The sequence below is a fragment of the Koromonas soli genome, from assembly GCF_059726265.1.
This window is the reverse complement of the sequence record NZ_AP040872.1, coordinates 1,749,103-1,767,336: the sequence shown is the minus strand read 5'-3', so window position 1 is coordinate 1,767,336 and position 18,234 is coordinate 1,749,103. Positions and strand designations below refer to the sequence as shown.

The 18,234-nt window shown below is 55.2% G+C and carries 17 protein-coding genes, 1 other RNA gene and 1 riboswitch; of the genes, 6 read left to right on the top strand and 12 right to left on the bottom strand.

The genetic code is table 11. From position 1 onward, the window contains the following. Positions 1–186 precede the first annotated feature (186 nt). Complete coding sequence (locus AC6IY8_RS07720; RefSeq protein WP_497778211.1) at positions 187–1,026, top strand: alpha/beta fold hydrolase; 840 nt, start codon at positions 187–189, stop codon at positions 1,024–1,026. Between the two features lie 43 nt (positions 1,027–1,069). On the opposite strand, the gene AC6IY8_RS07715 is transcribed toward AC6IY8_RS07720, so the two are convergent. From AC6IY8_RS07715 to AC6IY8_RS07685, 7 genes are all read right to left on the bottom strand, one after another. Then, positions 1,070–1,735, bottom strand: a complete 666-nt coding sequence (locus tag AC6IY8_RS07715) for a dienelactone hydrolase family protein (protein WP_497778210.1) — start codon at positions 1,733–1,735, stop codon at positions 1,070–1,072. Positions 1,736–1,848: 113 nt separating this feature from the next. After that, positions 1,849–2,727 (bottom strand): ABC transporter ATP-binding protein, encoded by an 879-nt coding sequence (locus AC6IY8_RS07710; RefSeq protein WP_497778209.1) that lies wholly within the window; start codon positions 2,725–2,727, stop codon positions 1,849–1,851. Continuing rightward, the gene (locus tag AC6IY8_RS07705) at positions 2,727–3,824 is read right to left on the bottom strand and encodes a FecCD family ABC transporter permease (RefSeq protein WP_497778208.1); all 1,098 of its coding nucleotides are present in this window, start codon (positions 3,822–3,824) and stop codon (positions 2,727–2,729) included. Before AC6IY8_RS07705 ends, AC6IY8_RS07710 begins: the two co-directional genes overlap by 1 nt. Then, entirely contained in the window at positions 3,821–4,702 is an 882-nt protein-coding gene (locus AC6IY8_RS07700) for an ABC transporter substrate-binding protein (protein ID WP_497778207.1), read from the bottom strand. Before AC6IY8_RS07700 ends, AC6IY8_RS07705 begins: the two co-directional genes overlap by 4 nt. A gap of 155 nt (positions 4,703–4,857) precedes the next feature. Beyond that, a riboswitch (cobalamin riboswitch) is annotated at positions 4,858–5,054 on the bottom strand. A gap of 56 nt (positions 5,055–5,110) precedes the next feature. Next, positions 5,111–6,037 (bottom strand): universal stress protein, encoded by a 927-nt coding sequence (locus AC6IY8_RS07695; RefSeq protein WP_497778206.1) that lies wholly within the window; start codon positions 6,035–6,037, stop codon positions 5,111–5,113. Positions 6,038–6,422: 385 nt separating this feature from the next. Continuing rightward, positions 6,423–7,013, bottom strand: a complete 591-nt coding sequence (locus AC6IY8_RS07690) for a hypothetical protein (protein ID WP_497778205.1) — start codon at positions 7,011–7,013, stop codon at positions 6,423–6,425. A 43-nt stretch (positions 7,014–7,056) separates the two neighbouring features. Further along, positions 7,057–7,389 carry a thioredoxin family protein gene (locus AC6IY8_RS07685; protein ID WP_497778204.1) on the bottom strand — a complete coding sequence of 111 codons (333 nt, stop codon included), beginning with the start codon at positions 7,387–7,389 and terminating at the stop codon, positions 7,057–7,059. Positions 7,390–8,651: 1,262 nt separating this feature from the next. Between AC6IY8_RS07685 and AC6IY8_RS07680 the strand changes: the two genes are divergently transcribed. Further along, complete coding sequence (locus AC6IY8_RS07680) at positions 8,652–9,866, top strand: hypothetical protein (RefSeq protein WP_497778202.1); 1,215 nt, start codon at positions 8,652–8,654, stop codon at positions 9,864–9,866. Between the two features lie 56 nt (positions 9,867–9,922). On the opposite strand, the gene AC6IY8_RS07675 is transcribed toward AC6IY8_RS07680, so the two are convergent. Continuing rightward, entirely contained in the window at positions 9,923–10,645 is a 723-nt protein-coding gene (locus AC6IY8_RS07675; protein WP_497778200.1) for a hypothetical protein, read from the bottom strand. Between the two features lie 563 nt (positions 10,646–11,208). Here AC6IY8_RS07675 and AC6IY8_RS07670 point away from each other — a divergent pair. Both AC6IY8_RS07670 and AC6IY8_RS07665 read left to right on the top strand, forming a co-directional pair. Beyond that, a complete protein-coding gene (locus tag AC6IY8_RS07670) occupies positions 11,209–11,421 on the top strand; it encodes a helix-turn-helix domain-containing protein (RefSeq protein ID WP_497778198.1) in 213 nt (70 codons plus the stop codon). Next, positions 11,421–11,918 carry a hypothetical protein gene (locus AC6IY8_RS07665; RefSeq protein ID WP_497778194.1) on the top strand — a complete coding sequence of 166 codons (498 nt, stop codon included), beginning with the start codon at positions 11,421–11,423 and terminating at the stop codon, positions 11,916–11,918. Before AC6IY8_RS07670 ends, AC6IY8_RS07665 begins: the two co-directional genes overlap by 1 nt. A 116-nt stretch (positions 11,919–12,034) precedes the next feature. Here AC6IY8_RS07665 and AC6IY8_RS07660 read toward each other — a convergent pair whose 3' ends face one another. After that, on the bottom strand, positions 12,035–12,709 hold the full coding sequence (locus tag AC6IY8_RS07660) for a recombinase family protein (RefSeq protein ID WP_497778193.1): 675 nt from the start codon (positions 12,707–12,709) through the stop codon (positions 12,035–12,037). A gap of 1,167 nt (positions 12,710–13,876) precedes the next feature. Here AC6IY8_RS07660 and AC6IY8_RS07655 point away from each other — a divergent pair. After that, positions 13,877–14,197: a hypothetical protein gene (locus tag AC6IY8_RS07655; protein ID WP_497778192.1), complete on the top strand. Its 321-nt coding sequence runs from the start codon at positions 13,877–13,879 to the stop codon at positions 14,195–14,197. Between the two features lie 3 nt (positions 14,198–14,200). Here the strand turns inward: AC6IY8_RS07655 and AC6IY8_RS07650 are convergent, their stop codons facing one another. The 3 genes from AC6IY8_RS07650 to AC6IY8_RS07640 form a co-directional block, all read right to left on the bottom strand. Continuing rightward, positions 14,201–15,274, bottom strand: a complete 1,074-nt coding sequence (locus tag AC6IY8_RS07650; RefSeq protein ID WP_497778190.1) for a tyrosine-type recombinase/integrase — start codon at positions 15,272–15,274, stop codon at positions 14,201–14,203. 111 nt (positions 15,275–15,385) lie between these two features. Further along, positions 15,386–15,753, bottom strand: a transfer-messenger RNA (tmRNA) gene (gene ssrA / locus AC6IY8_RS07645). Positions 15,754–16,039: 286 nt separating this feature from the next. Beyond that, complete coding sequence (locus tag AC6IY8_RS07640) at positions 16,040–16,894, bottom strand: menaquinone biosynthetic enzyme MqnA/MqnD family protein (RefSeq protein WP_497778188.1); 855 nt, start codon at positions 16,892–16,894, stop codon at positions 16,040–16,042. Between the two features lie 156 nt (positions 16,895–17,050). Here AC6IY8_RS07640 and dprA point away from each other — a divergent pair, with 156 nt between their 5' ends. Next, the gene (gene dprA / locus AC6IY8_RS07635) at positions 17,051–18,223 is read left to right on the top strand and encodes a DNA-processing protein DprA (protein WP_497778187.1); all 1,173 of its coding nucleotides are present in this window, start codon (positions 17,051–17,053) and stop codon (positions 18,221–18,223) included. The last annotated feature ends 11 nt before the right edge of the window (positions 18,224–18,234 follow it).

Here is an 18,234-nt window from a genome sequence, read left to right as displayed (position 1 = left end):
ATAGCTGAGCTGAAGCCTCAGTTTTACGACATGCGCCAGCTTGTGCAGCTCTCAACGTGAGTTGACTTTTCCCTCGTCGCAACGCTCTCATGGTTACATTGACAGTGTGTTTGAGAGACACACACCCGCAGCTTTCACTCTCGTGTTCCACGCACCATCAGCAAACCACCTTCAGGAGAACTCTCTATGCCCACGTTCACCACGCAGGACGGCACGCAGATCTATTACAAGGATTGGGGTTCCGGACAGCCCGTCGTATTCAGTCACGGCTGGCCTTTGAGTGCAGATGCTTTCGAGGATCAGATGTTGTTTCTCGCAGGGCAGGGATATCGCTGCATCGCACATGATCGCCGTGGACACGGTCGCTCCAGCCAGCCATGGAACGGCAATGACATGGATACCTACGCCGACGACCTAGCGGCTCTCACCGAATCCTTGAACCTCACGAACGCCATCCACGTCGGCCACTCCACTGGTGGAGGCGAAGTCGCTCGCTACATCGGGCGTCACGGCACAAAGCGTGTTTCCATGGCGGTGCTCATCGGCGCGGTTCCTCCCGTCATGCTCAAGAGCAGTGCAAACCCAAATGGGACGCCCATGGAAGCGTTCGATCAAATCCGCTCCGCAGTGCTCAATGATCGTTCTCAATTCTTTCAGGAGTTAAGCGCGCCGTTCTATGGTGCCAACCGTCCCGGCAGCAAGGTTTCGCAAGGCTTGCGCGACTCGTTCTGGATGCAGGGAATGCAATGCGGCATCAAGGGTGCTTACGACTGCATCAAGGCCTTTTCCGAGACGGATTTCACGGAAGACCTGAAGAAGATCGATGTCCCCACACTCATCATGCATGGCGATGACGATCAGATTGTTCCCATCAAGGCTTCCGCCATGCTCTCCTCAAAGCTCGTTAAGAACGCAACCCTCAAGGTCTATCCCGGCCAACCTCACGGCATGTGTTCCACGAACAAGGATGAGATCAACCGGGACTTGCTGGCCTTCTTCAAGCGGTCGCAACAAGTCGCAGCCTAACGCGAAGAAATAAAAACGGTGCCTTCTCAGAAGGCACCGTAATTCAAAGATACCGCTGTAAGAACTGCACTGTCCTTTGCCCGGCATCCAGTAACTGGAATCCGGCGAAGCCATGTCCCGCGCCCGAATAAATCTTAATCTCGTATGGCGTTCCCGAAGCTTCCAGCAGTTGTTGTAATTTTGTTGCCTCGCTGACGGGAACCACCCTGTCTTGGTCGCCGTGCAATATCAGCACAGGAGGCATTCGTTTGAATCCGTGCAGTTCCTGCGGCATTCCCCCGAAGAACTCCACCACCGCTTTGACTCTCGGTTCAACCGACGCCACTGACAGCGCGAGATAGCCGCCCAGGGAGAACCCTAACAGGCCAATGCGATCTGCATCCACAGCAGATTGCTTCGCAGCGAAGCTTATGGCGTCTCTCACGGTTCTCATCCATAGAGGGAAGTTCTTTCGCGTCGTATCATGATCTGCCCAGATCGTTCCCGTACGCTCGAAGTAATGAATGATGAAAACGGAGAAGCCCTGAGCCGCCATCAACCGCGACGGTTGTTCTGACCAACCCTCGCGAATGCCGCCCGAGCCATGCAGAGCCAGAATGGCGGGATGCCTTCCTCCGCCATTTGGCAAGAACTGCTCAACCGTAATCTGGTGGCCCTCACTTTCGAAGGTCGCCTTGGAAGTCTGAATATCAGTCCCTAAAAAGTTCACCTTCGATAGATGCGCAAGCAGAAAAAGAAGAAGCAGGTTACGCAGGTGCTTGCGCTCGAAACCTCAACTGAAATATGAAGTCGTCGCAGCGCTTCCTGCATGCGCTTGGCCTCTCAGCTTTGTTCCTTGTCCCGCTTGCGCAATCGGAACTTCCTGCGCAAGTGATGCAGATTTCCCCGCAGCGGTGTCTGCTCCTCCGTCACGTGCGTCTCCTGGATTGGTAGACTACTAGCCATAGCGGATGAGGTTAGATATCGGTTCAGGTCTGCGTACTTCACTCCGAAGGCACGTTCCAGCCGATCCGGTCGCAGAACTTCCTCGATGCCGCCCGACACGGCATTTTCCCGCGGCGTCAGCAGCAATCCCGAAGAGAAGTGTTCACGCGCCAATCCCAGATCATGCACAGCTGCCACCACTGTGATTCCAAGCCTCACCAGCTTTTCCAGTAAGGCCATCAGTTCAATCTGCCGTCCCAGATCCATGTGCTGCGTAGGCTCATCCAGCAGCATAAGTTCGGGTTGCTGTGCCAGGCCGATCGCAATCTTCACTCGCTGGCGCTCTCCGCCCGAGAGTTCGGAGAAGACCCTTGTGCGCATCTTCGCCACATCGGCGGACTCCATTGCATTCTCGATTGCGTCGATATCCGCAACCGACAGGCCGCCAAAGAAGCCAAGATGCGGAACCCTGCCCTGTGCCACTACTTCTTCCACCGTAAACGCAAAGGGGACATCTAGTTCCTGAGGCACCAGCGCAATGCGTTGCGATACTTGCTTTCTCGTCCAGCTGCTCAGCGACTTTCCATGCAGCAGGATCTCGCCTTCGTTGGCACGCAGCAGCGCAGAGGCTAGCCGGAGCAGCGTTGTTTTTCCAGCACCATTCGGGCCCATCACCGCGGTCATCTCGCGTTCATGAACTGCAAAATTCAAATCTTCGAAGATCGTGCGTTCGCCATGAGCAAATCCAACATGGCGGAATTCCAGAATGGTGGACATTAGTTGCAGTTTCTCCTTTGGCTGCGATTCAGCAAATAGAGAAACGCGGGACCGCCGAGAAACGCGGTAAGCATCCCCACCGGAATCTCTGAAGGCGCAAACATAGTGCGTGCCAACGTGTCGGCGATGATGAGGAACACCGCGCCGCTCAGCGCCGCCACTGGAAGCAAGCGGAAATTGTCCGGCCCCATCATCAGCCGAAGCAGGTGTGGCACCAGCAGCCCTACAAATCCGATCAACCCCGCCATGGAAACCGCCAGCGCCGTCAGCAGGGAACCAGCGAGCACAACAAAAATCTGCAGCCGCTCCACGTGAACTCCCAGCTGTGCAGCGTATTCCTCTGACAATGCCAGTGCGTTTAACTTCCGCGCCAGCGGCAGAGCCAGCGCGATGACTACAAGCTCTATCGTTGCCACCACCGCGATCTGCGACCACGCGGGCACCGTCACTTCACCGTGCAGCCACGCCGTCAGTATCCTCACCGCTGGATTGCTTACTTCCTGCCGCAACTCAAGCGCTCCTGTCGCGGCGTTCAGTATCGTGCCAATGGCAAATCCTGCGAGCAGCATGTCTTCCACGGCAAAGCGTCCGCCCGATTTTGCCAAGGCCCATACCAGCGCCATCGCCATCAGTGATCCGACAAACGCCAGCGACTCGATTGCTCCCACACCTGCAAGCGATAAGGTAGGGAGGAAGAATATTCCAACTGCGCCACCCAACGCTGCTCCGCCCGAGGCGCCCAGCACAAATGGATCTGCCAGCGGATTTCGAAACAGTCCCTGAAACAGGACTCCCGTTGCCGCCAACGCTCCACCCGCGAGTCCTGCTGCAAGCACGCGCGGCAGTCGCAGTGTAAACAGAATCACACCCGCATCCCCAGCCAGCGAAGGATGCAAGAATGCCCGCACCACCTCAGCGAATGGAATTCTCACCGGTCCGATTCCCGCTGCCGCAATCGTCACCAGCACGAGAGACACCGTCGCCAGCACCAGCATGGGAGCGGATCTCTTCTGCCATCGTGCACGTGGACTCGCGAGATCAGTGTTACTAATTTCGCGGCGTTTCGTCGCATTGTCGGCCACACCCAGTCCGCTCATCGCACCACCGTATTCAGTTGACGTGCGAGATTTTCCAAAGCGTCAAAAGCTATTGGGCTTGGGAATTGCAATCGGTCATCCACGCGCAGCACACGGCCCGCACGCACTGCCGCCAACGAATTCCATCCGGCACGCTGCCTCATCTGTTGAATGTCAAAAGGAGAATTCTGCGCCACCAGTACATATTCCGGCTGCTTCGGCAGGATTGCCTCGATGTTGAGGTGAATCCATTCCTGTGGCAAGTCTCCCGTCACCGAGCGTGCTCCTGCCGCCGCTAGCAGCTCGGTGATGAATGCGCGCTTTCCTGCCGTGATACATGGGTCCATCGAGATCGCGAAGAAGACCGAAGGCTGCTTCCTCTTTGCGGCCTCCACGCGCACCCGCGCCTCGCGGGCACGAAGCCGTGCGACCAGCGCTGCAGCGTCGCGTTCACGTCCTATCGCCTGCCCAATACTCTCAATGGAGTGATACAGTCCTTCGATCCCTGTTTCGTTCACCAGGAAAACCGGAATCCCCAGTCGCTCCACCCCGCGAATCGTCTCTGTGCTGTTCAGCGGTCCGACTCCGATCACCAGGTCCGGACGCAACATAGCAATCCGCTCCAGCGACGGATGCAGAATGTCTCCAACGCTCGGCTTCTGTCGTGCTTCGGGTGGATAAATCGCGTATTGGGTTACGCCCGCCACGTCGGCTCCGGCGCCGATAGCAAACACCGTGTCAGTCACGCTCGGAGTCAGACAGATGATGCGGTGGACCTGATCCGGCAACTTCACCGTGCGTCCAGCTTCATCCTGGATAACTCGCAGCGCCGCCGATTGAAGAGACAGAGAGAGCATCAGCCCCGCCAGCGCCACCACGCGAGTCACACTCAGATACATTTTGGTCCTGCTGAATGTGCGTGCTTTGTTACCAAAAATCGCCATACCTCGACCAAACGCGTTCTACGCGTCGGCGGGATTCAAAGGCAGCTTCCTACTGCGTAAACAGAAGTCAGATTAGGACGCACGTCGGCTCTCCCATCGAAGCCAAACTAGCCAAGATAAGCGTCTGGGCAGGTCTCCTGACTTGCGCGTCGCTGGACTCGAACAGCCTTCCCGGAATCACTCCAGTGGCCTGTCGTCCGATCCTCGGCGCTTACAGTTGCGGGACAGTGGCGGATTCGCACCGCCTTCCCTTAGCCAGACGAATTCGATATATACCTTCTTTGAAGCCTAGTCAATCAGTTTGCTTATTGCAACCCCTCGGGCCGGAGGTTCAGCCACTCTCGGCCCATTTGGGGTCCTCGATCACTCGCTTCGAACCGTCAACACAGGGGAATGAGCCTGGCGCACTACCTCCGACGCAGTCGCCCACGGAATATGTGTTGCGAGCGCGCGCTGTGACGCGTGGTGCGCACCCATAACGATCAGGCCCACCTGCCTGCTCTCTGCCACTCTCAGAATCATCTGCGCAGCGGCGCCGCAGCCAACCAGAATTTCAGGTTGCAATGCCTGCATGGCTTCCGGATGTAGCAGTTTCTTCATTTTCATGCGGGCAGCCATTATGTCTTGGTCCACGCTCGCCGGGTCTGTCTTGCCCACCACTTCCGGATCCACGGGCTCAACTTCAACATCCGCCGGAACGGCGTGCAGCATGATCAGATGAGAATCGTAAACTCGTGTCATTCCGATCGCATATTCCAGCGCCCGTTGCGTTCCGGGGGAGAAATCAGTCGCAAACAGGATGTTTGCGTGACCAATCTCCTTGCTCTCGATTGCCTGTGGCCCCACCGTGAGCACCGGACATTCAGCCATGCGAAACACTTGTTCAGCTATCGAGCCGAGCACGAGTTTCTTGAAGCCTCTCCGCCCGTGTGTACCAACCACGATCAAATCGATTTTCTGTTCGTTAATGAGCTTAGCAAGCACCTGCTCAAATGGCCCACGCTCCACGCTCATTACGCACGGAGCCCTGCCAAACGGCTTTCTGGCAAGCAGCTCTTTCATTGCTTTCAGCGCGACATCCCGGTCGGCATCTACTTCCGGCCGAGTCGTCAAAGGCAACTCCATCATCGATTCAGGAGCAATCACATTCACCATGTGTATCGTCGAACCGTAGTGTTCAGCGATGTCGCGCACATAGGGAAGAGCAGCTTCAGAACAAGATGAGAAGTCGGTCGCAAACATTAGGTTCTTCAGTGAGGGAAGTTTCAACGTTGCTGTAACACTCGACATGGGAGTTCCTCCATTCGGAGCCGATTTCCCGCGCCATAACGTACGTCCGCTGTTTATGCGTTTCAGTGAGTTCCATCACTCATGCTGCGTTCAGTTCTCCAAAAGCAACTTAAGCCCTTCTCGTGAGACCTTAATACTCGAAAGATCGCGACAGGTTCGGTGTCAGAAGTCCAACTCTGAACGTGTTGAGTTCGCATCGAATAATCGATGGCCCGCCTGTTTCTTAAAACACCAACACCGCCGACTCCAGTACCTGATCCCGATCCACAGCCCGCTCCCGATCCGGAACCGGAGCCTGGCTCTGATCCGGACGTTGTTCCGCAGACGCCGCTCCCTGAGCCGATGACTATTTAGAGCCGCCGATGCTGAGCCGCAACTCTCATGCCTACGTCGGAGTTCGCTTGCGCGAAAGTGCGACTGCAACCATCGCCAGTGCACTGACAAGCACCGGAAACCAAACTTGCGCGAACCAGGGAACCGGAATCAGGAACAGCACGTCGTAGTCATAGAGCGAAACCGGCCACCGCAACGTTGCCCACAGTCCCGCGTAATAGCTGATGTCCCACGCAGCAAAGCTCCACAGGAAAGCAGCCCAGCGTTCTTTCGTTCCACTTCCTGCAAGCACCGCCACTGCAATCAGCATCACCATCGTGGCCGCCTCACGGCAGACCTCAATCGTGCGCAGATTTTGTGGAATCAGTGCAATCAGCGAGACCGATTGCTCATAAGTAGAGGGTGTGTCTTGCGCCGGCGGAACAATCGCCATGGTCTGCGCCAAGGTCGCCAACGTACCTCGCAGATACACGACAACTGCAGCTTCAACGAATCCGAATGCGACTGCAAAGCAGGCCAGCGTAGCGAGTGTCGTTCGATTCAGCCGCACTCCAGTGCGCCGCCAGCAGATGTAGGAGAGTGCAGGCACCAGTAGCAGAAGATTCACCCACCATGGCTGTGCCCAGAGATGAAGTGCGCGCATGCGTGTAAGATTCAAACTTCCCGCGCAGCGCTACTCCGCACTCTCACGCAGCTTGTGAAAGCCAGCTCTCCATTTGCTGATGACCCACCACCCCGGCCTGCTGAAATTGCAGCCTTCCACCCATGAACACAGCGAAATTCGGAATTCCTTGAACGTTATAGCGGGCCGCGAGCTCCGGATACCTTTCCGTATCCACCTTCAATACAACGGCTTTTCCAGCCATATCCGCCGCCGTGCGCGCCACTTCAGGAGCAGCCATCCGGCACGGCCCACACCACGCAGCCCAGAAATCGACCAGCACCGGAATCCGCGACTCCTTGAGGATGCTGTCGAACAGCTCCGGATCTACCGCCAGCGGTTTGCTGATCGGTCCCAAATCTGATTTGCACGCCCCACATCGTCCGCTATTCAGCCTGCCAACAGACACTCGATTGCGCTGTCCACAGTGTCTGCACGTACGAATCATATCCATGTCACTCTCCGACTTATTACCAATCTCATACCAATCAGCCCCACACCTATTCGATGCGATCCTTTACACGCCCGCACCGGCGCGCATTCAACCGCACGCAGCAAGTTGGGGACACTTCCGCAACTCGCACCAGGCGCAGGCACTGGTGCGTAGAGGAACCTATACACAAATTGGATAATCAGAAGTAAAAGGAAAGGATTGGTGGAGGCGAGGGGAGTTGTTTTGCACAGCCTCTCGCACAATCAGTAAGTTACAGAAAATCGAGCCTCAAATAGTCGGTATAGTCGATGATATGGCCGGGGTTTGGTACGCCGTTGGTACGTGAGAATAGTCACCATAGGTACGGTGGAAATACCCTGCTTCCGTCTGCGCGCTTCCATGTGATGCACTCTAAAAGCAGGCAAAGAGCCATTCCAGCAATAAGCCGCATCGTCAATCCAAAGGGCAGAAAGGGTGAGATCAAGCAGGCCAATAGGAGCGGAATCAACTTGAATCTCCAGTGCCGCCATTCCCAAAATCGGGGAATCTTCGTGAACTCCTCTTTGCTGCCTGTAACCCGGCACTCAGGGCAGAACATCGGCGTTTCGTTCTCATGCACGCCGGGCAGGTCATAGCGTGAATAATCGAGGATGCCGTCTGTCAAACCGCACCTCGGACAGAAGTAGGAAATCTCTTCCACGTCACTCCCCTCAGCCTAAGATTGTTCTATCAAATGAATGACGAGTTGGATGAGTCCTCGAACCACACCTCGAACAATGAAGGCAGCTAAAACTGCCCAGAAGATACCCCAACTAAATTCTTGCCATGGCCAAACCACAATGTTGTCTCCCTCGTAGGTTTCACTGCGATGCACTGTACGCTTTCTGTTTTGGTTTACAAAGTATCTAGTTTTGCGCACTCGCCAGGTCCGCAGCCTAACTAGCGCAGCAGCGTCGACGAAGTCCTCTAAGACTCTTCTTCACAGGTGTTGTCGTTGGGGAGCAGGACGGGCAACAATCCATCCCAAGTTGGGTCGAATGTCGCACACTCTGCGCAAGGGGAGGATGTAGGCGGTGATGCCTGGCATGACGATAGCGCGCGGCTGGAACAACCATGCGGCACAAAGTTCTTGCCCACAGACTCCTACTGAGTCAGACTTCTTGCGTCATTATCACGCAAGGTGAATCGTGCCCTTACTCAATTTCTGGAAGAACAATAAGGAAGATGTTCTTAAGCTGACAGTGGAGCAAGTAGTTTCAAATGCAGGTGATGGGCTGCTGAGAGACGATAGCACCTGCTCGTCAGAACTGCGTTCTTATTTCCAACTGGCTCCTAGCGAGAGCTTGTTCTCGTATGCTCGCCACTGCCTCGACTCTTCATTCAACAAGAGTGGATTCGTCCTTCAGGACCTGGTCAATGAGTTTGGCCGCAGGCTCGATTTTGATGTGGAAGATGGGCTTTATCAGGGGCGCAAGAACGCCATTGGGAACGATGGGCTGTGGCGTTCACCTGAGCAGCCCGACCTCATTCTGGAAGTTAAGACCACCGATTATGTGACGGTGTCGCTAGATAAACTGGCAGCGTACAAGCAGAAACTCGTAGCGGCGGGAAGTACGAAGCACGATGCTGTCATGCTCGTTGTGGTTGGACGTGAGGACACTGGCGCGTTAGAAGCACAAGTTCGTGGTTCACGATTTGCCTGGGATATGAGGCTCATCAGCGTTGAGAGCTTGATTAAACTGGTGCAGATCAAAGAGAAGTCCGAGTCGCCCTCTACTGTTCAACAGATAAGACAACTGCTTCAGCCGTTTGAATACACCAAGGTAGACAGAATCATAGAAGTGATATTCAGCACCGCTGCCGATGTAGAGTCTGGTCAGGTAAACGAGCAGCCGCCCCCGGAGGACTCTCCCGCAGAAACCAACAAGCAAATTCGTACTTCTCCTGACGAGCTGAACGCGAAGCGCCAGCAGGCCGCCGACGCCTTCGCATTAACGAAGAAGGTTGAACTATTGAAGAGAACCAGGACTTTGTTCTCTAGTCCCGACAAGTCCTTCCGGCTCTGCTGCGCTGTGTCAAAGCGATATGAGGGAGACTATCAGCCCTACTGGTACGCGCTCCATCCCGCATGGAAACAGTTCCTTGCTGAAGGCAAGGAGAGTTACTTCCTGCTTGCGTGCATGGACCGGGACGAAGCCTTCGCGATTCCTTACGCCTGGGTGAAAGAGAACACACCGCATTTGAATATCACGGACCGTGGCGAGTCATCATATTGGCACATCGCGCTGACTACGCTAAGCAATGGAGGCTTAGCGATCAATCTGTCGAAGATTGGTAACAAGGTGCCTCTTGCGCCGTACAAGTTCGATTTTGCAAGCAAAGCATCGAAAGCCAAGATTTAGAGGGGACTTCTAGAAGTTCTAGCGACAGACTAGGCCGGGCACAACCACCCCGGCCCTTAGCTTGTTCTGAAACCAAATGCTCTTTCTATAACAGAAGAAAACGTAAGTAGCAGAAAAAGATTGGCAATCTGACTGTCTGTGTCTGAAAGCTCAAAAGGTTCTCGTAGAGCCTTAGCCGGATGAACCCTGTTGCGAACAGAGCGCACAATGTCCCCCGCTATCTTTCCGCTTATTTTTGGCACAAACCCTTTGAATTTGCTGCCTGTATCCGGGCCGAGGGAGGTGTTCAGAGTCTCTAAGAAGAGTGCAGGAATGTCCGCATCTGAGAACCAGCCAAGTTCATCAGCAATAGATAACATTTTCTCCAGGTCACCCTTCCCAAGAACCTTGAGAACTGGCTTTCCTTGCCCCTTTAGTACTGTTTGCCAAGTGCGGGTTGTGCGGACATCACCTTCTTTGCAAATGCACATAAGCATTAACAGAGCCTCCAAGGTCGCGGCACCCATGACATTCGCCGCAAAGAAAGCTCCAATCCCCATGCAGGAACTTGTTTCCTTGCCATAGAATCGAGTGAGTTTAATAAGGCTCATCATTGCCTCAAACCTCTCTCTACTCTCAGGAGGCACCCCATCTCTGTTGAGCAGGGGCATCATAGTCGATTCCAGCATTGTTACCACATCTTGTAGGTTGTCCCATGAACTGGTCTTGAGTTCGCCGGATGCTTTCGGGAGGACCTGAGTTTCTGACATAGGAACAGAATAGCCAATATCACCCCACATCAGACCAAATTTCGGTGGCGCTAATTGCCGTATTCCCGGCTTTCCCCACGAGTCAACGCCAAATTAATGGAGGGAGGGCCTAGAACGCCTAGCGCAGCCTAGACTAGGGCCGCACTTCGGTCCAGTCCTGCATGGTGGAAATTCTAGAGTTTCCGCGCTTTTAGATCGTGATGGTGTCTGCGCAAGAAAATGATTCTAAGTTGTAGAAAGTAAGGTAGTTACTGGCGTGATGCACAAAATGGCAGAGCAACAGGATATAGCTTCTAGAGCACAATTCGGAAATTCCGCCTTGTCTAAGCGGCTGATTGAGGCATAGTCTCACTTTCTACGACTTCGCAAGGCGCAGTTGGGAAAAATCTTTGCACTTCTAAATCAGTGTTAAACCTAGCTAGATCAACAGCATACCGGAAATGTGTAGACGCGCAGGCATTGACAATTTAGGGCATTGGCTGTATAATTATTACATAGTTGAGATAGGCACTCGTTGCCTCTGCCACGGCTCCCGCCGTGGTTTTGCTTTTGCAACTCAAGAATCTAGAAAAGGATAGGCCCGGCATGAAATCATGCGCGGGTCTTTTGTCGTTATGACCAACAATTCAAAACTCAATATCAAGCAGGTAGCACAGACGCTAGACGTGACCACAGATCATGTGCGCCGACTCGTGCGGCAGTCGAAACTAAATGCTCGCAAAGTTGGAAACAAGCTGTTCTTTTTGCAATCCGAAATTGAAGCCTACATGGACGGTGTACCTGTTGTTCCAAAGGGGCGCGCATAGTGGACTCCCCCAAGACTACTCAATCGGCACCGCTGCCGGAGAACCTGCCAAGCGCAGCGGTGCCGGAGTCTGAACAGCAGCAAACTCCAAAGCAGCCCACTCAAATAGAATTGGCAGCCCAGGTCGCAGAACTGAAACAGAGGCTAGACATTGCCCGCGCTCAGGCATTAGCAGCTAAGGAAGAGGCACAAGGCGCGAATCTTCGCGCGGCGGTCAGTGAGGCGAAGACTCCCACGACGAAGCCATCCAGCGCCTCGTATGAGATGGCGCGCGATAAGGCCATCGTAGCGATGGGTAACGCCAGATTTCACGCGCTGCCCTCAAATGATCGTCTGAAACTGTTAGGCGAGAAAGCTGCTACTGAGGCAGAAATTGCAGAGGCCCGGCGTTACTTTGGAAGTGGTTCAAGCGCGCTGGAAGCCAACCAGCTAGCCAAATACAACCAAGGCCGCTATAGGTATCTTCGGTCAGTAGCTAGGGAGTTCCGCATTTACTAGCGCCCTCGTTCATTTCGCGGTGAACTGTAGAGCGTAGGCGCAGCGCCGAGGGTTAGGCTACTGCGTTCTGGAGGGTGTAGGCGTTCTACTCCTTGCGCTCACACCCTCAACCTGCTCTAGAGAGCTAGAAGCACGCGTTGCACCTGCACTGCGCTCCACTGACCATCGCGGGGTGTCGGGATTGCGCGTTGATTCAGGTATGCCGCTATCTGGCGAAGCGATGTAGCGCCCTCGTTACGCGCTTGCTCGATAACGGGCGCTAGGTCGCGTGCTCGCCTCGCACACTCTGCGGAACGCTTCAGGGCAGAGGCTGTGCGGCCCTTGGCACCGATCTTCAAGATGTTGCCACGGTCCCCGCCAAGCTGCACGCCACGGCGTTTAGCAGCCGCTAGAGCGGCTTTTGTACGAGAGCTGATAGCTTCCCTCTCTTGCTGAGCAACGAGGGCCATAATGCCCACGGTGAAGCGATTCGCTTGCGGCATATCGCACGCGATGAAGTCCACACCCGCCTTCTCCAGTCCGAGGAGGAAGTGAGCATCACGGCTTAGGCGGTCTAGCTTCGCAATCAGAAGCGTTGCCCGATGTAATCGGCAAGCTGCGAGGGCCTTCTGTAGTTCAGGACGGTCGTTAACCTTGCCGGATTCAACTTCCTTGAACTCGGAGATTAGCTTCCAGCGCCCACCATTCAAGTATTCACGGACTGCTGCTTGCTGCGCTTCTAGTCCAAGGCCGGACTTGCCCTGCCTCTTCGTGGATACCCTCATGTACGAGATGTAACGGCCCTCTGCCATGCTCTTGCTCCTGTAACGTTTCTAGCAACGAACGTTGCATGAGATGTAACAGGTGACCGGGCAGGGTGTCAAGACCCCAAAACGCAGAGAGTGCGAACGAACGCGCAAAGGCAGCGAGTGCCTGAGTGTTCTACAAGGGGCTAATGCAGATGGAGTGCGAGGGCGGTGCCGCAGTTACCCAAGCAGTAACAGATAGGTAAACGCTCTCCGACTCGTAACCGTCTGGTAAACATTGTTCGTGTTCAACGACTTACGGGTAGCATCTAGCGCGAAAGTCATAATCAATTCTAAGTCCATAAGTTTGTGATACTTAGATCATGGTAGGGGTTCGATCACAACCCGCGCTCTGCGTAGGTGCCCTGAAAGTTTTTTCAGGGCCAGGAGTAAGAGTCTACATATTTTAAGACTTGACAGACGGCGTGAAGCGTGCTTGACATTTGACGTTGAATCTGCTACACTGTATTGGTGAGTGGGAGAAATCCCGCTCTTTCTTTTGTTCCAACATTCGTTGCGTGTGACGACGTACCGGGTGAATCCTGCGGGTGACCGTAGGCGGGTGGTTAGAGGTTGTGTTGATGTCGCGCTGACAGGCGGAAGCCACACGGCGACGGCCCTCCGTACTTAGCTGGGTACGGGTTCGGGTGCGGTTCGCGGACGCGACATGGGACAAGTGAGGGGCAAGATGGTGCAGGGAATTAGCCGCATCACGCCTTTATGCTTGTTGGGATACCTCCAGAGTGCTCGATAGACCAAACATCCACTAGGGGGATGTCAAACAAACTCTGGGAACCCCTCCATACGGTCATCTCATCCCGGCTCCGTAACGCAGGAGATTTCGACGATTTGACAGGTGTGGCTTACGGTTAGGTCACACGTGTATCTAAGCCCCTCACCCTTCGCAGAGAGTAAGACAAAAGCTTCTACGATGTAGATACATGAGGCAGTGCCCTTCTAGAATCTTAGGGCAGTTCTAGAGTTCAAGCATGGGGCATCGTTAGCACAGTGTGCAGATTCTAGAGAGTGCGTCAAGGCTCTAGTCCTAGAGGGTGTAAGTCATTCTAGAGAAAGAGGTTAAGCTTGACAATTAAGGCAAAAGCTGATAGACTGTTTCTGTTGTTAGCGGCATAACCCTTGCAGGACGCCGACGTTTAGGAGTCATGGAGAGTTATGTTGTCAGCAGTCCCGCGCCCTCAATTCACGTCTACCCAATCACTCACGCAATCTTTTCTCAGCAGCCTAGAGCGAGAGCTTACAGCCACACCGCCGAAATCCAAGCGCAAGCCATCATGGGGTGAGCAGCATTACAGTCCTGTGCAGCTTGCAGAGATGTGGGCTGTCTCCCATGATTTCATTATCAGCCTCTTCGAGGATGAACCCGGCGTGTTCAAGATGCGCAGGGCGGCGCGTAATGGCACTCGTACCCGCACCACCTACCGGATACCGGAATCAGTCGCGCTGCGGGTGCATGAACGTTTGAGCGTGCGGTGATAGCTAGGCCCAAGTCGACATCACGGCAGCGTCTAGAGCGTTCTGTCGCGCAGGAATCCACGGCGCATAGTGCCTGTAAACTATCGTGGGTGTATTTCCGAGGATGGCAGCAACTTGCTCCACAGTGACGCCCTTTTCCAGCAGTTCAATCGCCATCATGTGTCGGAACATATGCGGATGCCCTTTCACCTTGGCGAGGGTGAATAGTCGCGTCAACGTGCGTTGCCAGTCTGCAACGGCTGACTTCAGCAGGCCCTCACCGCTCCAGAAATAATAGGGGCAGTCCTTGCGTTCGATTGCGTTCAGACCTTCAATCACCGCAGACGGCAAGGGTAGGTGTACAGACGCACCCGTTTTCATGGTTCGCAGCAGCACTCTGCCATTATTCACGGCTGCTCGCTCAAGTTTGGTTACATCAGAAATGCGTAGCGCCGTGTAGCGGAGCACCAACACGAACGCCAGGACACGCTTACGATTGTCATAGCCGAAACTGTTCTTGGTGGGGTACTGGTCCACAGCTTCGAGGATGGACTTATAGTCGGCAACTGAGAACGGGACCACTGGTTTGTTTGTTACTTTTGGCTTCCTGATCTTCCGCGCTGGGTTGTTGTCGCACCAACCCATATCCTCACAGTGCCGAATAAACGTCCTTAGCCGTTCGATCTTTTTGCCAACCGTCAGCGGTGAATCATTCAGCGTGTCAATGAACTTCTTCAGCGTGGCGTAATCAGCCAAGGCTCGAACGGTCGTGATCGCGCGGCCCTCTGCGAACAGTTGCAGAGGCGTTAGAGTCTCGCGGTATTTGCCAGTGGTGGAGGCGTTGAGATTGCGCGTCTCGCAGTCTGCTAGGAAGTCTTTCACCGCATCCACTACTGACGATTCCTGCTTATCTGCCCCTGCGGTCAACTCCAGCAGTGTCTTACTGGCCTTTTCCCAATTTGTCGTGTCGAGACTGTAACGGGCGCGCTTGCCGTTCTGCATCCCGTCAACCCAGATCGGGCAGGAGCACTTGAGGTAGGAGGCTCCCTTGGCAGCGTGCTTACAGTCGGTCAGGTGGCGGCGGTAGAGCCTTAGCATGGTGTCCTTTGGGGCCTGTTCTGGCCAGCGACACACATTCTATTCTCTTGGTACGCTATTGGTACACTAGATTTTGCTGTATCTAAACTACTGAAAACTAACTTGGTAAGATGGTGGAGGCGAGGGGAGTTGAACCCCTGTCCGAAAACGCTGAAAGCGAGGAGCCTACATGCTTATTCGATTCCTGCCGTGGTCATTAACCACAACGTTCGCCAGTCACGCTAAGAATCGGCAAGAAACGCCACTGGCTAGCCTGTTGATCTCGCTCTGGCCCCCAGACGTAGGGCGTAGAGCCAGCCTACTGTGCGACGTTCTGACCGCAGCCCGTAGGCGAAGCCGCGGAGAACGGCAACTTAATTAATTAAGCTGCGTAAGCCAGTTCAGTGTTGGCAACTGTTTTGTTTGCAGTCGATTTAGGGTGCCTGCGCCCCTGCATGCCTCCTGGCCGCAACCGTTTCCGTCGAAGCCGTGACGCCCCCATAAAACTACACCCAGCCGAGACCCCAGTTTTTGAGTCTCGGTCGGGCTCCACTCCCCGCGCCAGTTTTGGTCTGCGGTTTGCGGCAAACTTATGCGTCGTTGCAACACACTGCCGAACTTGTTCGGCTGCGCTGCCGGCTGGCTTGCTGCTTTGCGCTGCAAGCCCGAAAGGTCTATGACCGTTTCAAAGAGCTTCTCCCATCCTACATCAGGTTCGGTGTTCAGGTGGAAGCTTACGTACATCCGCTTGCTTAATACATAGATGCTACAAGTCTTATGAAGGATTCACCCGGCAGAAATCTCCGTCGGCGTCCGCTGTTCCAGAAACTCCAACTCCGGCGCGCGCTCAATCACTCCGCACTCCGCCGCCAGTTTGAAGAACAGTTCGAGTCCCTTTCTGCACTCCGTATCCAGCTGGTAGTGAATGTTCTCACGCAGATAGTTCCTGATGCTTGCCTCGCTCAGCCCCAGCTTCCCGGACCAGTTTCGCGCGACTTCCTCTACGCTCTCATCGCGCAATCCATGATCCCGCGACCGCCTGAAAATCCCTGCCAAGTCCAGCCCCGGAAGCATCTCTGCCAACGCCTGCCTCCGCACCGTCCATACGGCAAACACAAACGGCAGCCCCGTCTTTGCGCGCCACACCTCGGCCAGATCGTACGCATACAGTCCGTCCGTTTTGACCATCAGCGCCGGGTCGCCAATCAGCAACCCCGCGTCGCACCGTTCCAGCATTGGCCCCAGCACCGGAGGCATCGGCGTAAACTCGCGCTGCCCACCGAAGAACTTCGTCAGCAACACTTGCGTAAGCCCCACCGAGGTCCGCGATGACGTATCCACCGCCACCGTCCGAATCTCCTCGATCGGCTTCTTGCTCACCAGTTGAATCGACCAAACCTTGTTCAGCGCCGCAATCGCCACATCCGGCAGCACCACCAGCCCCGGAATGTACGCCGTCGTAATCACCGGGATGATGCCGATATCGGCCGTCCCTTCTCGCAGCGCCTTTGCGCACATCGAGGGTACGGTGTAGTCAATCTCAAAGTTCTCGCGAATCTCCCGCGAGGGCTCGTGTTCAAAGTCCCACATCAGCGGAACCGTATTCAGAAACGATATAGCCGAAATCTTCAATGGCCGCATAAGTCCTCTACCCGACCCACTACCATTACAGATCGTACTCTCCCGCGCAAGTCTCGCCATCTCGAGAGTCCACGCATAGTCTCCTCGCGCAAATCGCTCACAAATCCCGTGACTCACCCCATCGCCCTCCTTTACACTCGCCATCAACAAACCTTTATGTCTGAATCCGCCGTTTCCACCATCTCCTCGCACGATCGCGAGATGCTTGCTCTCGCGCTCACTCCGCAACTTGGGCCCACTCGTGTGCGTCGGCTTTTCGAGCGCATTTCCCGCACGGCAGACATCTTCCGCGCCTCGCTCACGGAACTCGAAGCCGTCGGACTTCCCGCGGCCAGTGCGCAGTCCATCGCGCTCGGCAACTCACTTCGACTCGCCGATGAAGAGTTGAAGAAGCTTTCCAAGAATGCCGGAGTGTCGCTCGTCACCTTCGGCTCGCCCCTCTATCCCGAGCATCTCGGCGAAATCTACGATCCGCCTCTTATCCTTTATGTACGCGGAGACGCTCGCGTCCTCTCTCAGGCCGGCATTGCCATCGTCGGCACGCGTCACCCCACGCCCTACGGACTCGGCATGGCCGAGCGTCTTTCCATCGACCTCGCCAACTGCGGACTCGTCATCATCAGCGGCATGGCCCGAGGCGTCGACTCCATCGCCCACAAGGGAGCTGTCGAGGCTCACAGCCGAACCGTCGCCGTCTTCGGTACCGGCGTTGACATCATCTATCCGCGCGAAAACCGCAAGCTCTCCGAGCAGATCCTTGAACTCGGTGGCGCGCTCGTCAGCGAATTTCCTCTTGGCACCGGCCCCAACCCGCACAATTTTCCTCTGCGCAATCGCATCATCAGCGGCCTTTCGCGCGGCGTTCTCGTCGTCGAAGCAGGAGAGTTCAGCGGCACCCGCATCACCTCTCGCTGCGCGCTCGAGCAGTGCAGGGAAGTCTTTGCGGTCCCCGGCAATGTCACCAATAAACAGGCATGGACGCCCAACACTCTCATCAAGCAGGGCGCCAAGCTCGTCGCCACCTGGGAAGACGTCTTCGAGGAACTTCCGAGCGACATCCGCATCCAATTACAGGAGCGCCAGTCAAAATCACCCGAGCCTCGGGCTGCATCACTGTTCGATCCTCCGCCTTCGCCGCCCGGACTTTCCGACGCGCAGCAGAAGGTCTTCGGCCAAATCAAGGCCGATGAATCGATTCACATCGACGAGTTGATTGAGCGTTTCGAGTCGCAGCTTTCGAGCTCCGAAATCTTTGCCGCCCTGTTCGAACTAGAGATGAGCGCCAAGATTCGCTGCCTTCCGGGCAAGAACTACGTTCGAGTCTTTTGACCGGGGTTTTC

Coding starts and splice junctions, on each gene's coding strand:
- AC6IY8_RS07660 (WP_497778193.1), bottom strand. CDS start 12,709: ATGGCAGAGGGCCGTTACATCTCGTACATGAGGGTATCCACGAAGAGG.
- AC6IY8_RS07705 (WP_497778208.1), bottom strand. CDS start 3,824: ATGAGCGGACTGGGTGTGGCCGACAATGCGACGAAACGCCGCGAAATT.
- AC6IY8_RS07640 (WP_497778188.1), bottom strand. CDS start 16,894: ATGCGGCCATTGAAGATTTCGGCTATATCGTTTCTGAATACGGTTCCG.
- AC6IY8_RS07650 (WP_497778190.1), bottom strand. CDS start 15,274: ATGCTAAGGCTCTACCGCCGCCACCTGACCGACTGTAAGCACGCTGCC.
- AC6IY8_RS07720 (WP_497778211.1), top strand. CDS start 187: ATGCCCACGTTCACCACGCAGGACGGCACGCAGATCTATTACAAGGAT.
- dprA (WP_497778187.1), top strand. CDS start 17,051: ATGTCTGAATCCGCCGTTTCCACCATCTCCTCGCACGATCGCGAGATG.
- AC6IY8_RS07700 (WP_497778207.1), bottom strand. CDS start 4,702: ATGTATCTGAGTGTGACTCGCGTGGTGGCGCTGGCGGGGCTGATGCTC.
- AC6IY8_RS07695 (WP_497778206.1), bottom strand. CDS start 6,037: ATGTCGAGTGTTACAGCAACGTTGAAACTTCCCTCACTGAAGAACCTA.
- AC6IY8_RS07710 (WP_497778209.1), bottom strand. CDS start 2,727: ATGTCCACCATTCTGGAATTCCGCCATGTTGGATTTGCTCATGGCGAA.
- AC6IY8_RS07690 (WP_497778205.1), bottom strand. CDS start 7,013: ATGCGCGCACTTCATCTCTGGGCACAGCCATGGTGGGTGAATCTTCTG.
- AC6IY8_RS07670 (WP_497778198.1), top strand. CDS start 11,209: ATGCGCGGGTCTTTTGTCGTTATGACCAACAATTCAAAACTCAATATC.
- AC6IY8_RS07675 (WP_497778200.1), bottom strand. CDS start 10,645: ATGTGGGGTGATATTGGCTATTCTGTTCCTATGTCAGAAACTCAGGTC.
- AC6IY8_RS07655 (WP_497778192.1), top strand. CDS start 13,877: ATGTTGTCAGCAGTCCCGCGCCCTCAATTCACGTCTACCCAATCACTC.